13 protein-coding genes are annotated in these 15,120 nt (G+C 49.2%); 5 read left to right on the forward strand and 8 right to left on the reverse strand.

Annotated elements, in window-relative coordinates:
* The first annotated feature begins 342 nt into the window (after positions 1–342).
* Entirely contained in the window at positions 343–1,401 is a 1,059-nt protein-coding gene (locus DS731_RS08285; RefSeq protein WP_119500874.1) for an efflux RND transporter periplasmic adaptor subunit, read from the forward strand.
* Positions 1,401–4,529, forward strand: coding sequence for an efflux RND transporter permease subunit (locus DS731_RS08290; RefSeq protein WP_119500875.1), 3,129 nt, complete (start codon positions 1,401–1,403; stop codon positions 4,527–4,529). Before DS731_RS08285 ends, DS731_RS08290 begins: the two co-directional genes overlap by 1 nt.
* 10 nt (positions 4,530–4,539) lie before the next feature.
* Here the strand turns inward: DS731_RS08290 and DS731_RS08295 are convergent, their stop codons facing one another.
* From DS731_RS08295 to DS731_RS08305, 3 genes are all read right to left on the reverse strand, one after another.
* Positions 4,540–5,289, reverse strand: a complete 750-nt coding sequence (locus DS731_RS08295; RefSeq protein ID WP_119500876.1) for a serine/threonine protein kinase — start codon at positions 5,287–5,289, stop codon at positions 4,540–4,542.
* A 102-nt stretch (positions 5,290–5,391) separates the two neighbouring features.
* On the reverse strand, positions 5,392–5,811 hold the full coding sequence (locus DS731_RS08300) for a MarR family winged helix-turn-helix transcriptional regulator (RefSeq protein WP_119500877.1): 420 nt from the start codon (positions 5,809–5,811) through the stop codon (positions 5,392–5,394).
* A 142-nt stretch (positions 5,812–5,953) separates the two neighbouring features.
* Positions 5,954–6,976, reverse strand: a complete 1,023-nt coding sequence (locus DS731_RS08305; RefSeq protein WP_119500878.1) for a 1-aminocyclopropane-1-carboxylate deaminase — start codon at positions 6,974–6,976, stop codon at positions 5,954–5,956.
* Positions 6,977–7,139: 163 nt separating this feature from the next.
* Between DS731_RS08305 and DS731_RS08310 the strand changes: the two genes are divergently transcribed.
* The gene (locus DS731_RS08310; protein WP_119500879.1) at positions 7,140–7,673 is read left to right on the forward strand and encodes a helix-turn-helix domain-containing protein; all 534 of its coding nucleotides are present in this window, start codon (positions 7,140–7,142) and stop codon (positions 7,671–7,673) included.
* A 60-nt stretch (positions 7,674–7,733) separates the two neighbouring features.
* Here the strand turns inward: DS731_RS08310 and DS731_RS08315 are convergent, their stop codons facing one another.
* From DS731_RS08315 to folX, 3 genes are all read right to left on the reverse strand, one after another.
* Entirely contained in the window at positions 7,734–8,924 is a 1,191-nt protein-coding gene (locus DS731_RS08315) for a DUF547 domain-containing protein (protein WP_119500880.1), read from the reverse strand.
* A 171-nt stretch (positions 8,925–9,095) separates the two neighbouring features.
* Positions 9,096–9,992 (reverse strand): TIGR01777 family oxidoreductase, encoded by an 897-nt coding sequence (locus DS731_RS08320; protein WP_119500881.1) that lies wholly within the window; start codon positions 9,990–9,992, stop codon positions 9,096–9,098.
* Positions 9,993–10,002: 10 nt separating this feature from the next.
* A complete protein-coding gene (folX, locus tag DS731_RS08325; RefSeq protein ID WP_119500882.1) occupies positions 10,003–10,368 on the reverse strand; it encodes a dihydroneopterin triphosphate 2'-epimerase in 366 nt (121 codons plus the stop codon).
* A gap of 82 nt (positions 10,369–10,450) precedes the next feature.
* On the opposite strand from folX, the gene DS731_RS08330 reads away from it, so the two are divergent.
* Positions 10,451–11,491 carry an AI-2E family transporter gene (locus DS731_RS08330; RefSeq protein WP_119500883.1) on the forward strand — a complete coding sequence of 347 codons (1,041 nt, stop codon included), beginning with the start codon at positions 10,451–10,453 and terminating at the stop codon, positions 11,489–11,491.
* An 18-nt stretch (positions 11,492–11,509) separates the two neighbouring features.
* Here the strand turns inward: DS731_RS08330 and DS731_RS08335 are convergent, their stop codons facing one another.
* Together DS731_RS08335 and fdhD are read right to left on the reverse strand one after the other, a co-directional pair.
* Complete coding sequence (locus DS731_RS08335; RefSeq protein ID WP_119500884.1) at positions 11,510–13,780, reverse strand: FdhF/YdeP family oxidoreductase; 2,271 nt, start codon at positions 13,778–13,780, stop codon at positions 11,510–11,512.
* Positions 13,770–14,549: a formate dehydrogenase accessory sulfurtransferase FdhD gene (gene fdhD, locus DS731_RS08340; RefSeq protein ID WP_161599131.1), complete on the reverse strand. Its 780-nt coding sequence runs from the start codon at positions 14,547–14,549 to the stop codon at positions 13,770–13,772. The genes DS731_RS08335 and fdhD overlap by 11 nt, the downstream gene beginning before the upstream one ends.
* A gap of 170 nt (positions 14,550–14,719) precedes the next feature.
* Between fdhD and DS731_RS08345 the strand changes: the two genes are divergently transcribed.
* The gene (locus DS731_RS08345) at positions 14,720–15,049 is read left to right on the forward strand and encodes an MliC family protein (RefSeq protein ID WP_119500886.1); all 330 of its coding nucleotides are present in this window, start codon (positions 14,720–14,722) and stop codon (positions 15,047–15,049) included.
* Positions 15,050–15,120: the final 71 nt, after the last annotated feature.

Genomic DNA, 15,120 nt, shown 5'->3' on the forward strand with positions numbered 1-15,120 from the left:
TATTGAAATTACTGCGGTACAAAATAGCTGTACCGGCGGTATAAACCGGTTCAGAGAAGAGTGTGTCACTCTCTGAACCGGCTCCTTTCCTGATATTTTCCGGGCATTTTCCCGCCAGCTGGCAGGCTTCAGGTATTCATCTTTTCTGCACAGCGTTTTTTTATTTCGTTACAAAATTTACAACACCTCTTTATGTTGCCTGTGATAACTTACGCAATATTGCTGCCGGCCGTTCTGACAATCCGTTCTCCGGCCTGAAAATAATTGCTTCGCAGTGACCACAATCATTACGTTCAACACAATAAAAATGACACCCAGCCTGACAAAGGATTTCATCTGACAATGAAAAAATCATCTGTTTTCGCACTCCTGTTTATTCTTCTTATATGTGCATGGATGGTCTCCGGACTTTTTTCATCAGAGCCCGAAGAGCAAAATCAGACTCAAAGTGAGAGCCAGCCATTTTCCGTGGAAGTGACGGTTTCTGAAGCGCAGGTTACACCGGTTTCGCTGGTGGTTCAGGGACAAACCGTGCCGGAACGCTTGCTGGAAATTAAAGCACAGACGGCGGGACGTATTGAGCAGATTTTGGTAAGCGAAGGCGACTCTGTGCGAAAAGGTGATACCTTACTGACCATCGATATGGAAGACAGACTTATTCAGCTTGAGCAACAGGAAGCGCTGTACGAAGCCCGTAAGAAAACCTATAAGCGTTTGTCGCAACTGGCTGATAAGCAGTATCAAAGTGAATCAGAGCTCGACACCGCTCTGGCAAATGTAAAAGCGTCTGAAGCCGCCATTGCGAACATCCGTTCAGATATTAATTTTGTGCGTCCTGTGGCGCCTTTTGACGGCGAAGTCCAGAGTTTGTCTGCAGAAAGCGGCGATGTGGTAAGTATCGGCGATCCGATGCTGGAGCTGGTGGATAACTCGGTACTGGTGGTTGAGATCCAAATCGCACAACAACGGGTGAATGAAGTCAAAAAAGGGCTGCAGGCAGATATTAAGCTTGCCACCGGCGAGCAGGTATCAGGCAAAGTCCGCTTCATTGCTCCTTATGCCAGCAGTGAATCCCGTACCTATCTTGCTGAAATCGGCATACCCAATCCTGACGGAAAACTGAAATCCGGCTCCAGCGCCACGGTTACCCTGCACGTGAATGAAGTGAAGGCCCACTATGTATCGCCGGCGACATTCACTCTGGATGCCGATGGGCGAATTGGGGTTAAATCAGTTGGTAGTGACAATAAAGTGGAATTTCATCAGGTATCACTGCTGCAATCTGACAATGAAGGGGCCTGGGTAACCGGCTTGCCTGATACCGTGCGTCTTATCACCACCGGGCAGGGCTTTGTGGATGCCGGTAATGTGGTGACGCCAGTTGAGAAGGCGGCCAGATAATGAATGCGATAATCGATGCGGCATTTGCCCGCACCCGTACCGTAGCGTTGGTCTTTTTTGTTTTAACCATTGCCGGTGCCAGTGCTTATTTTGCCATTCCGAAAGAGTCTGAGCCGGACATCACGATTCCGTTTATCTATGTCTCGGTGGTGTACGACGGTATTGCACCGGAAGACAGCGAACGCCTGCTGGTGAGGCCGCTGGAGAAAGAGCTTCAATCCATTGAAGGCTTAAAAGAAATGAAAGGGACGGCCATTCAGGGCTTTGCCTCAGTGGTGATGGAGTTTGAAGCCGGCTTTGATGCTGACCAGGCGTTGCTTGATGTCAGGGAAAAAGTCGATCTGGCCAAAGCGGAGTTGCCTCCCGGCAGTGAAGAGCCCAGAGTTACCGAAGTGAACCTGTCACTCTTCCCGGTGCTGACTGTCATGTTATCGGGTGATATTCCAGAACGTACGCTGGTGAATATTGCCCGCCGTCTGCAGGATGAAATTGAAGCTTTATCCGGTGTACTGGAAGTGGATATTGCCGGTGACAGGGAAGAATTACTTGAAGTCATTATCGACCCGGTTGCGCTGGAAACGTATAACCTGTCTTTTCCTGATGTGCTGAATTTTGTCAGTCAGAATAATCAGCTGGTGGCTGCCGGGGCCATTGATGCCAGTGCCGGGCGCATGGTGTTCAAAGTGCCGGGCGTGATTGAGACCATGCAGGACTTGGCTACCTTGCCGGTGAAAAAAGTCGGAAACACCATTGTCACTTTCGATGATGTCGCCACCATCCGCCGTACATTCAAAGATCCCACCAGTTTCGCCCGCTTGCGGGGTGAAAAAGCCATTGCTCTTGAAGTATCAAAGCGAAGCGGCGCAAATATTATCGAAACCATTGCTGATGTACGCAATCTTGTGGAACTGGCAAGAACTCAGTGGCCGGATACCATCAAAGTAGACTATCTGCAGGACAAATCCGGTGAAATTAAGAGTATGCTGGGTGATCTCGAAAACAACGTGCTGACCGCTATTATTCTGGTGATGATAGTGATTGTTTTTGCCTTGGGTATACGGCCGAGCATCCTGGTCGGTATGGCTATTCCCGGTTCATTTCTGGCGGCCATGACGGTGATATTTTTCTTCGGCATGACCATGAATATGATTGTGCTGTTCAGCCTGATTCTGGTGGTGGGTATGCTGGTTGACGGCGCCATTGTTACCATCGAGCTGGCAGACCGGAAAATTGCTGAAGGCGAGCCGCCGAAAACTGCTTTCGCCACCGCCTCCAAACGCATGGCGTGGCCTATCATTGCTTCAACCATCACCACGCTGACCGTATTCTTTCCGTTGCTGGTGTGGCCTGGCCTGGTGGGGGAGTTTATGAGCTTCCTGCCGCTGACCGTCATCATTACCTTAACCGCTTCGTTATTTATGGCGCTGATATTTATTCCGGTACTTGGCGGTGTGATTACCCGTAAAGTCAGCGTCGATACCCAGTCTGATACCGTAAAATTTATCCGCATGGCGGAGAAGGGCAACCTGGATGACATTCAGGGCTGGCTGGGCCGTTATCTGCGATTCTTAAAGAACATCGTAAATCATCCCGGCAAGTCCACACTGGCAGCACTGGGTATTATGTTCATGACCTTCGTGCTTTACGGTTTCTTTGGTCGTGGCGTGTTGTTCTTCCCTGACATTGAACCCGAATATCTGCAAATTCAGGTACAGGCACGGGGTGATTTATCTATTTATGAGCGCGACAAACTGGTTAAGAAAGTCGAGAAGTTTTTGTTGCAACAAGACAATCTCGATTCAGTTTACGCCCGCACAATTGGCGGCGGTGGTGGTAACGAGTCGGAAATGCCGGAAGATGTTATCGGCGTTATCCAGCTTGAATTAAGCGACTGGGAAACCCGTCCGCCGGCGTCAGAAATCATGGCTGATATCCGTGAATATGTTGAAACCATCCCCGGCATCAAAGTACAGGTACGGTTGCCCGACATGGGGCCGTCCTCCGGTAAACCGGTGGAAATTGTCCTCAGCGGGATCAGTAATGACAGTCTCATTGAAGGCACGGAACATATTCTTGCCCTAATGGAAGAAACGGGTGGTTTTGTTGATGTTGAAGACTCCCGGCCTCTGCCCAGTGTGGAGTGGCGTTTAAACGTGGACAGAGAGCTGGCAGCCCAGTACAACGTGGATGTCACCCTGCTGGGGAATGTGGTGAAGTTAATCACCAATGGCGCCATGCTGGCGGAGTACCGCCCGGATGATGCCGAGGAAGAAGTCGAAATTCGTCTGCGCTTCCCGGAAACCTTCCGCAATATTGAGCAGCTCTATCAACTTCGTATTCCGTCTGCCAACGGCTCTGTGCCCATTGGTAACTTCGTGACCATTGAGCCTGCACCCAAAACCGGACGGATAAACCGTCTTGATGGCGCACGGACTTATACTATTAAGGCTGAAATTGCGGAAGGTGAGTTACTGGATCAGAAGCTGAAGCAGATGCGTGAAAAGCTCATCGAATCGCCGTTACCTGCTGACGTTATGTTGTCATTTAAAGGCGAAGATGAGGATACCCAGGAGTCAATGACATTCCTGAGTAATGCCTTTATCGGCTCGATTTTCCTCATGCTGATCATTCTGGTGACTCAGTTCAACAGCTTCTATCAGGCCTTTGTGGTACTGAGTGCAATTATCTTTTCAACAGCGGGCGTGTTAATTGGCCTGATGGTCACGTCGCAACCCTTCGTGGTGGTTATGAGTGGTATCGGCACCATTGCCCTTGCAGGGATAGTGGTAAACAACAACATCGTTTTAATCGACACCTATAATGCACTAAAGAGTGAGGGCATGGATGCCAAAGAGGCCATTTTACGCACGGCAGCGCAGCGTGCCAGACCGGTACTGCTCACGTCTGTCACCACCATCCTGGGGTTATTGCCCATGGTGTTTGCGTTGACTATCGATATCGTCGGCCGGAACATTTCAGTGGGAGCGCCGTCAGCGCAGTGGTGGACAGTGTTGTCGAGCACCATCGCCGGCGGTCTGACATTTGCGACCTTGCTCACACTGCTGCTGACACCGGCACTGTTGATGTTGGGAGAGAAAATAAAATCCCTGACCTCAGCCAGGGATTAGAGCAGCGCCGTTACCAGAACTTTTCGAGGATGTTCTGAACAATGTTAAGGCTCATAACGTGTGCAGCAAAGGCCTGCACACGTACCTGCATTCTGTGAACAGGATAGCCGCGAAACACCCACCACTTGCGGGTTGCATTATAGCGGGTCAGAAATTGCTTTTTATGCGCCGGCAGCGGTGTGGTTCCGTAACGCTCCCAGGCTTTATATGCCCCGGTGATATCTGCATAGCGCATGAATTTCTGCAACCATAACGGGAAACGTTGCCAGCGCAAGCTCGACTGAAAATCAATAATAGCAGGCTTTCCCTGCTCATCAATAAGAATATTCCCCATGTTCCGTAAGTCCAGATGGACCCGTCCGGCCTCATGCATCCGGTGAATAATTTTTTCCAGTTCAATACAAAATGCCGGTGACAACCGGTTTCCCTCAGCAGCGAAATCTTTCAATGTTTGCCCGGCAATATGGCTGTAAGCAATGGTACATTCACCCGGCCGGAAACAGAGCGGTGTAATGCCCGGTATGTGTTGTAATGCCGTAATGGCATTGAACTCCTGGCGAACTGATAAACGCCCTATGGTTTTTCTGATAAGCCAGTGCCGTGAAGAAAAGTCTTTGATGATGAGTTGATAGTGTTCGTCCTGATATAAATAAACGATAGCGTTAGCAAAGCGTCCTTCATGCAGAACGGACAGGCTGCCGGCAGAAAACGTGTGGCCGGGTATGTGTGCTGACAGAGCACGAAGAATTGCCTGAATCATGTTGAGTGTGTGTTTTTGGTTGACCAGGCAAGTATTTTATCGCTTGTGGTTGCCCGGGCAACTAAATAGAGATTGTAAGCGGATAAGTGCGATAACTGTCAGTTAGTGACACAAATTATGCTGACAACGGGTGAGCATGCTGAAAAATTGTGCTCTTTCAGATTCTGAAAAATCTTTCAGTGCGACATCGTAAATGGCATTAATTTTAGGCGTAGTAAGCGGGAAAAGCTGTTCGCCTTTTGCGGTGAGGGCCAGTTTAAATGCGCGGCCGTCGTGAGGGCAGGGTTTACGGCGGATAAGCGCCTTTTCTTCCATACGGCTTAAAATCCGGCTCATCGCGCCTTTATCATGATGCATCGCTTCACAGAGTTTTGCCAGAGTATCGGCTCTGCCTTCAGCGATCAGCTTGATAACGGCAAATTGTGAACCGGTAAGGTCAAATTCTTTCAGAGCCTCGTCCAGTCTGCTCATCATCTGATTTCTGACCAGTGCGATTTGTTTGCCGAATTCACCCGCAGCCACAGCCGTTACTCCGTTATGTAAAACACTAAGACACCGGCAGACTAAACAGGTTCACATCGGGGTGCAAGGCTTTTGATTTTTATACAAAAGCCTTTCGCTGGCCGGTGGTAATATTCAGGCGGATCAGATGCTGCTCTCAGCCTCAGCCATCTTTGTAGTGATAGCTGTAGCCGTTCAGGGCAGGGGCACCGCCAAGGTGAGCATAAAGTACTTTTGAGCCTTCAGGGAAGAAACCTTTTTTAGTCAGGTCGATTAGCCCCTGCATCGATTTTCCTTCATACACCGGGTCGGTGATCATGGCTTCGGTTTTAGCTGCCAGACGTATTGCTTCATTGGTTTCTTCAGACGGAACACCGTAAGCGGGATAGGCATAGTCAGGGTTGATAACAATTTCGTCTTCACGTACTTTGCGGCCAAGGCCCACCAGATCAGCCGTTTTATCAACAATGCTGGTTACCTGATCCCGTGTCTGCTGCAGAGTGCCTGAAGCATCGATGCCAATTACGGTATCTGCACGGTCGTGATTGGCAAAGCCTACAATCATGCCGCCCTGGGTAGAGCCGGTCACCACACACACCACAATATAATCGAACTTAAAGCCCAGCTCTTTTTCCTGAGCAATCACCTCTTCCGCAAAGCCGATATAGCCTAAAGCACCGTATTTATGTACTGATGCACCGGCCGGAATTGCATAGGGTTTGCCGCCTGCATCTTTTACTGACTGAATCGCTTTATTCCAGCTGTCACGAATGCCGATATCAAAGCCGTCGTCCACAAGGCGACTGTCAGCCCCCATCAGGCGGGTCATCTGAATATTACCCACGCGGTCATAAACGGCATCGTAGTGTGGCACCCATTTCTCCTGCACAACCACGCATTTCATGCCGATTTTGGCAGCCGTCGCAGCAACCATACGGGTATGGTTAGATTGCACACCACCAATTGAAACCAGCGTATCAGCACCGCTTGCAATGGCGTCCGGAACAATATATTCCAGTTTTCTCAGCTTATTACCACCCATTGCCAGACCTGAATTACAGTCTTCCCGTTTAGCGTAGATATCTACTTTTCCTCCCAGGGCTTCAGTCAGTCTGGGCAAATATTCGATTGGCGTTACGCCGAATGTCAGCGGGTAGCGCTCAAAATTACTGATCAATGATTTCATAATCCGGTTTCCTGTTCTTACCGGTAGCCGTATTTATTCTTCGGGCAGTCCGGCAGGTGGTTTGTCAGGACAAGCAACAGACTTTGTCCTTTTTGTGCGTTATACTGCACAACATAAAACAAACATAACACCGTGCGCTATAGCGCACAAATAGTTTTTTGCTATGGCCGAACAAGAATTTAAGCAACATATCGCGTTACACCTTAAAACCCTGCGAAAAGACAGAGGACTCAGTCTGGATGCTCTGGCAAAGATGTCCGGAGTCTCTAAGGCGATGCTGGGACAAATAGAACGTCAGGAATCCAGTCCCACCATTTCAACTCTCTGGAAGATTGCCAGCGGCCTGGATGCATCGTTTTCTGCTTTTTTTGCATCCGGACCGGATGACAGAGAACACAGTGATAACTTTCCCCGTGATCCGGACATGAAAGTGAAAGCCATTTTTCCCTATTCAGCGGATACGCGGATAGAAGTCATGGAAGTATGTTTGCTGAATTTTCATGAACAACAGTCTGATCCCCATGCGCCCGGGGTAATTGAACACGTTTATGTGACAGAAGGGGCGTTATCGTTGCATGTGGACGGGGCATGGCATGATTTAAAATGTGGTGGCAGCTTGCGTTTTCATGCCGATCAGCCGCATGTTTATAAATCCACGGCGCAAACGACCCGTTTTCAAAATATTATTTGTTATTAGGCAGTGATATCGCCCGGCAAAGACTAAGCTGAGTAACGTCTTTGCCGGGCGGGTGCTGGATCAGTTATTTTGCTCTTTATCTTCAGAAGCCTCTTCTTCATCCAGATCCGTCACTTCAACACGACCCATGCTGACTTCATGTTTGGTACGCAGTTTCTGCAGAATTTCCAGTTGTGCTTCTGAAAAACGGAAGTTAACAGGCGTTTTCATTATGTTGTCTTCAGCGAGGTAGTTTTGAATTGCTACCGTGTCGCCAAAGGCCTCGCCGGGTTGAGTCGCTACTACAGCATCCAGCATGGCCGCCCCGTTGGTTGCAGCAGACCGGCCATACTTTCTGCCTTCGCCAATCAGCGCTGCCAGAGTCCAGTCTTCCATTTCGAATTCGACGTCGTCGCGGTTTGCGTATTCATCAAACATGTCACCCTGCAGATAGTCCATTAAATGGCTGACCAGTTTGGCCTGATCGTTGTCAAAGAATGGCATGTTGCGCTCGTATAATGCCGACACTTCGCCGTCAAAATACGTACCACGGTTTGAATTAATAAATTCACCGGCATTGTCTTCCAGTTTCCGCCACACTGTTTTGCCGGTGTAGGCAGTACTTCTCAGGCTCGGGCCACCAATATTGCCTTGCCAGAGACCATAAATAATCAGCGGATTACCAAAGTATTTTTCTTTGAGGATCGTAAACTGAATGTCGTCCAGGCTTAACGGAACACCGGCGACGTTGAGTAGTTTTTGCGCCATGATTGAGTCGTCATCACCGTAATCGAGCACCCGTAGTAAATTGTGCTTCGGATACACTTTCATCATTTCATCGAGCAGGGTGAAATTGTAAAGGTTCAGCCAGTATGCCAGCTGCTCATTTTTGTTCAGCAGACGTAATGGCACTTCAGCGGGCAGCATTTCAAGGCTTGCGCGAATGTCAGAGATAAATTCAGCTATCAGATCTTTTTCACTTGCGCCTTTAAAATAGAACCTGTTGCCTTCCAGCGCCGTCAGTCTGTTGATGCGGGTTTTTAATCTGGTACCGACACCTGCATCCGGACGTGGTGCTTTTTCCCGCGTGGACCAGCCACTTACTGTTACATAAGATGAGAGCAGCGCATTCAAATCATCATAGGCCACTTCCAGAGTAGAATTGGGATCATCGCCGCGAAATGGCTCAGGAATATTTTCTTCACCGGCAACAGACAGAGGAGATGTGCCAGCGAGCAGCAAAATCAGCAAGGTGTTGATTGTTTTTTTCATAGTTACATCCTTTTTACTAATTTGGAGTGATAACTATTTACCTCTGAGGCCGGACTGTCAATGCAGTTGTGTGATTAATAACCGGATGTGTGTCACGAAGATGTGACAAAATGTGAATGGCACCAGTCAGAGCAATTGCCAGTGACGGGCGCCGGACTCCATGGTTAAGTTTCAGGCGTATATTTGTTGCAAAGCTGCTGGCAGGGCCGGATAGCGAAAATGGAAACCACTTTCCTGCAAACGCTCAGGGATCACATGCTGGCCGGTAATGACCATATCTGCAGCTTCTCCCATCAGTATTTTTAGTACGAATGCCGGGACAATGAAGAAATCCGGCCGGTGAAGCGTTTCCGCCAGAATCCGTGTGAAGACCGCATTGGTCTCCGGTTCCGGAGCAGTAAGGTTATAAGGCCCTGAGCAGCGGTGGTTTTCGAGGAGATGTTCAATGGCTGACACCATGTCATCAATGTGGATCCATGACAGGATCTGCGTGCCGCTCGCAATTTTTCCTCCCACACCCAACTTTACCGGCATTGCCATTTTGGGCAATGCTCCCCGGTCCTTATCGAGCACGACACCGGTGCGTAACAAACATACACGGGTTGCGTCAGAGGCTGCCTGCATGGCGATTTGTTCCCACCGCTGACAAACCTGGTGGGTGAATTCATCATGAACGGTATGGTTATTTTCGGAAACCGGTCTATTTCCCTGACGGCCATAGTAGCCGATGGCTGAGCCGGATATAAAGACAGACGGCGGATGTTCACAGGCTTTCATGCGGGTAACAAGCTGCTGTGTCAGATCCCAGCGGCTATGGCAGATACGTTGTTTTTGTAACGGCGTCCAGCGTTTATCTGCAATGGGCTCGCCGGCCAGATTAATGACGCCGTCAAACAGACAAAAATCTGCAATATCATGCAAACCTGCAATTACCTCAACATTGTCCGGCAACTGTTTGCGGGCCTGCTCCGGCGACCGGCTTAACACGGTGAATTGATATTTACCTGCTGTTTTATGAATAAACCGGCTACCAACCAGCCCGGTACCGCCTGTGACAAGTATTTTCACTAATACCTCTTTAAGGTTTGGTGCACGACAACGTCAGGGACACTGAATCGGCGAAGCGCAGCGCGTGAGGCTTATCCACTTCCACTTCTGCAAACGTTACCCACGGGTGCTCTGCTGCAACGGCAAGCACATCTGAAGTAAGTTTCTCAAGCAGAGAGAAACGGTTGTCTTCCACCAGTTTTATAATCGCTTTCGTCACCGTTTTATAATTCAGAGCATCATCCATGTTGTCAGTATTGGTGGCGTTTATTGCATCGTAATGAATCTTCGCGTTGACCACGACATCCTGTTTATTTTTTATCTCGTCGTCGTTAATACCAATATAGGTGCGCAGGCGCAGGTTCTTGATCCGGATGGTTGCCTGATTCAGCGTCATGATCTCTCTCGTTATTCTGGTTATATCTATCAGCAGTATAATTTGTTAATTTGATAACAGGAATTATCTTTAAAAGACCACTATGGAACTCAAATCACCCACAGCCAAAGCGATGATAGTACTCGCTTGTCTGGTCGTTGTACTGGCCGGTATTAAGGCCGCCAGCGCCATCATGGTACCTTTCTTCCTGTCGGTATTTATCGCCATTGCCTGCAGCCCGCTTATAAATTGGGCCAGTGCTCACCGCATTCCGCGCTGGGCATCCATTACTTTAGTAATACTGATTATTCTGGTTTTCGGATTCCTGCTGGCAGGGCTGGTTGGCCAATCATTAACAGATTTTAAGGAAAACCTGCCCGGTTACCGTAAACAGCTGGACAGTGAGTTTGCCTGGATCATTGACCGGCTGGCTTCAATGAACATTCATATTAACCGTGAGCTGTTCACTCAGCACTTTGATCCCGGTACGGCGATGTCTGTGGCAACGAATTTTCTCAGCGGTATGGGAGGCGCATTGTCTAATATGTTCCTTATCCTGCTGACGGTTATTTTTATGCTTTTCGAAGCTGACAGTATGCCTTCACGTTTACATACGGCGCTTGCCGATCCGGAAATGAAGATGAAACATGTGGACCGGTTTATTAAATCGGTGAACAGCTATCTGGCGATTAAAACCGTGGTAAGTCTGGCAACCGGGCTGATCATTGGGATCTGGTTGTATATTCTGGATATCGACCACTTTCTGCTCTGGGGTGTGCTTGCGTTTCTGCTCAATTATATCCCGAATATCGGCTCAATTATCGCTGCCATTCCGGCGGTGCTGATTGCACTGGTGCAATACGGGGCCGGCACTGCAGGACTGGTTGCACTGGCATTCGTGGCGGTAAATACCGTGATGGGAAATATCGTGGAGCCCAGATTGATGGGGCGGGGGATGGGACTGTCTACGCTGGTGGTGTTCCTGTCTCTGGTATTCTGGGGATGGCTGCTGGGCAGTGTCGGAATGTTGTTATCCGTTCCGCTGACCATGGTTGTGAAAATTGCGCTGGAATCCCGTGAGGAGAGCCAGTGGCTGGCATTACTGCTGTCCAGCAACGCAGAGCGGGATGCCAGACAGCTTTAATCAGTGAAATTACCTTTATCAGGCGATTACATTGACCGGTGTAATGATGACCGGTACCGCTTTCGAGGTCGGGGTGGCACTTTGCTGCCCCACACTGTTGAAGGGCACCAGCGGGTTCGCTTCCGGATAGTAGGCCGCAACGTTCCCCTGAGGAATATCGTAGCTGACCGCTTTAAAGCGTGAGATTTTTCGGGTGACATCGTCATCCCACACGGTCTCAACATCTATCAGACTGCCTTCACGTATATTCAGTCTGGCTAAATCCTGCGGGTTAATGAACACTATATTACGTTCACCGAAAATGCCTCTGTAACGGTCGTTCATGCCGTAAATCGTGGTGTTGTACTGGTCATGACTGCGCAATGTCTGCATAGTGAAAACCGGCGTATCACTGGCTGCGATTTTTGCCACCACGCCTTCGCTGAATAAATTCTCCGGTAAGGCATTGTGGTTGAACAGGGCTTTACCCTCTTTATTCCGCCATTCCCGGTTTGCTGCAGCGTTGTACAAATGAAAGCCGCCTGGTTCGGCTATCTTATCATTCATATTCTCAAACCCGGGGATTATCTTCGCGATAAGGTCGCGGATCAGGCTGTAATCGTCTTTCAGCGACAGCCAGTCTGCCGGCGTATTCTCACCCAGAGTTGCAGCGGCGATACGGCAAATGATCTCTGTTTCCGATTTAAGGTTGTTACTTTGCGGTGGTGTGCTGCCGCTGGAACCGTGCACCATACTGAATGTGTCTTCTACGGTAATCACCTGATTGCCCGTGGCCTGCATGTCGATTTCTGTTCTGCCTAAACAGGGCAGCAGCAGGGCGTCCTGTTTAGCGGTTACGTGAGTGCGGTTGAGTTTAGTTGCGATGTTTACCAGCAGTTCAGCGTTGCCGGCTGCAGTGGCGGTAAATGGCGTATCTGCTGCGGCAGCCACCAGGTTTCCGCCAAGACAAATAAGTACTTTGCTGCGCTTTTCATGCAGAGCGCTGAGCATATCAAACACACGGTGTCCGGGTTTTTCCGGCGGATTGAAGCCAAAAGTCTCTTTCATGCGCTGATTAAAATCGGGTTTTGGTGCTTCAAGGATCCCCATCGTGCGGTTGCCCTGCACATTGCTGTGACCACGCACCGGACTCAGTCCTGCACCGGGTAACCCGAGGGCACCGGTGAGCAGATGCAGAGAAACAATTTCTTTGATGGTATCTACTGAGTAAAGATGCTGGGTGATACCCATCGCCCAGGTAGAAATGGTTTTGCGTGAAGCAGAAAACAGTGCTGCCAGTTCTTCGATTGTACTTTGCGACAGGCCACTTTGTTTTTCTATGCTCTGCCAGCTTGTTGCTTCAACAGCAGATGCATACGCATCGAAACCTGAAGTGTGGGAAGTCATAAACTCATGGTCGAGCCTGTCTTTGTGGTGGTTCAGAATGGCCTTCGCCATACCTCTGGCAACAGCATAATCGCCCCCCAGTTTCGGTGAAACGTACTTGCTACTGATTTGCACAGTTTCAAGACCGAGTAACTCTGCAGGCTTTTGCGGGCTGGCAAATTTTTGTAAGCCGACTTCTTTTAAGTTATTCACCGAAACAATGGTCGCCCCCCGTTTCGACGCCGCACGCAGGGCGTTAAGCATGCGCGGATGATTGGTACCGGGGTTTTGTCCGAACACAAACAAGGTGTCAGCTTTTTCAAAATCTTTCAGGACCACCGTGCCTTTGCCTACACCTACCGACTGGTTCAGCGCAATGCCGCTGGCTTCGTGGCACATATTGGAACAATCGGGGAAATTATTCGTGCCGAATGCACGTCCGAATAATTGATAGACAAAAGAGGCTTCATTACTGGCACGGCCGGACGTATAAAGTTCCAGTTCATCAGGGCTGCTTAACCCGTTGAGTTTAGCGGCAATGATATCAAAAGCATCATCCCAGCTTACCGGTTCATAATGGTCTGTTGCTGCATTGTAACGTAGAGGTTCTGCCAGCCGACCCCGACTTTCCAGCCAGTGATCGGACTGCTTATTAAGATACGTCACACTATGCTGTCTGAAAAACTCAGCACCAATGGTCATCTCTGTCGATTCCCATGCCACTGCTTTTGCACCGTTTTCGCAAAATCTGAACGTACCGTCTTTTTCGTCCCCCCAGGCGCATCCCGGGCAGTCAAATCCCTTATGCTTGTTCACCTTATAAAGGTTCAGCATGTTTTGACGAACCTGCTTACTTTTAATCAGTTCGTTCACAGTGGATTTAATTGACGGTAAACCGCCTGCCTTAGTGGATTTAACTGCCATGTTGAACCTCGCGGGAGAAAAATACAGGCTGGTTGTTTCGTGGCAGAAACACCAGATTCAATTTGTGTTGCCGGGCGAAAGACACTGCCAGCGACGTGGGAGAAGAAAAACTTATCAGTGTGGTAAAGCCTGCAATCACTGCCTTCTGGACCAGTTCCACACCACAGCGGCTGGTCACAACAAGATAACCTTCTTCATGGTTTTTTATGCGTTTTCGCACAGCACCGATCACTTTATCTAATGCGTTGTGACGGCCAATATCTTCCCGTCCGAGTGCGATGTCATTACCTGAACCGTAAAGGGCGGCGTGCAGGGCGCCGGTCTTACGGGCTTTTTCCTGCAGCTTGTCCATGGCATCTCTGAGTGAACCGAAGTCACAGGCTGGTACAGGGGACCAGCTTGCTGCAGCTTCAAGTTGCGGAAATGCCTGTTCAAGTGCGGTGTGATTACAAATTCCGCAGCCTGCATTGACCCGTGTAAAACGCCGTGATTTTAGCAGGTGCTCCCGGCGGCCGGTAAGGCTGACATTGGCTTCGATGCCGGCTTCGTTGCGCTCGATATGAATATCTTTAATTTCAACCGGCGCAGTAATGATTTGTTCAGTCAGAAAGTAGCCGGTAATGAAGTCTTCGATATCGTCAGGGGAGATCATCATCACTACCAGACTGATGTCATTGACGGAAATCGCCAGCGGCACTTCTTCAACCAGCAGTGATTCATCGTCAGGCAGTCGATGGTTGTCAGCAGAAAGTAAATCCGGTTTCGTCATTAACGCATACAAAATGTTTAATCGGCTAAGATGAGCCATACTAGATGAAAATGCAGGACGGGCACAGTCGTATACCCAATTCGTCACCCTGTATGCATAGATAGCAAGTGTTCTGCAACGGCTCAAGTCGGTTGCGGTCAAAACAGGGAAACTAACGTCAGGAGAAATTCGTGAAGCAAAAAGCGCTAATTCATGGCATAGCGATGTCAGCCAGTATTCTTATTCTTACCGCATGTGACAATGGCGGGAAAGAGGAAACCATCGCCGGACACCCTTACCAATATGACTGTGGCGATGCCGGTGCGGTGATTTTTCAGGTTGACGGCAACGATACTGCCATTCTGCAGATTGGAGTAAATGCCATGGTACTGACGCCCGGGATCAGTGCTTCGGGTGCGAAATATACGGGTAACAGTGTGGTGTTCTGGAGCAAAGGTAAAGAAGCGACGCTCACCCTCAGTGATGAGGAATATCATTGTGCTCTGGTTGAAGGGGAGTGAATTCCAATTTGCAAAATTAAAGTCATCGAATCTGATGGCTTTTGAAATGATACGGAGTTAAACCGTTGATA

Source organism: Alteromonas sp. RKMC-009, from assembly GCF_003584565.2.
In the GTDB taxonomy this organism is placed as follows: Bacteria; Pseudomonadota; Gammaproteobacteria; order Enterobacterales; family Alteromonadaceae; genus Alteromonas.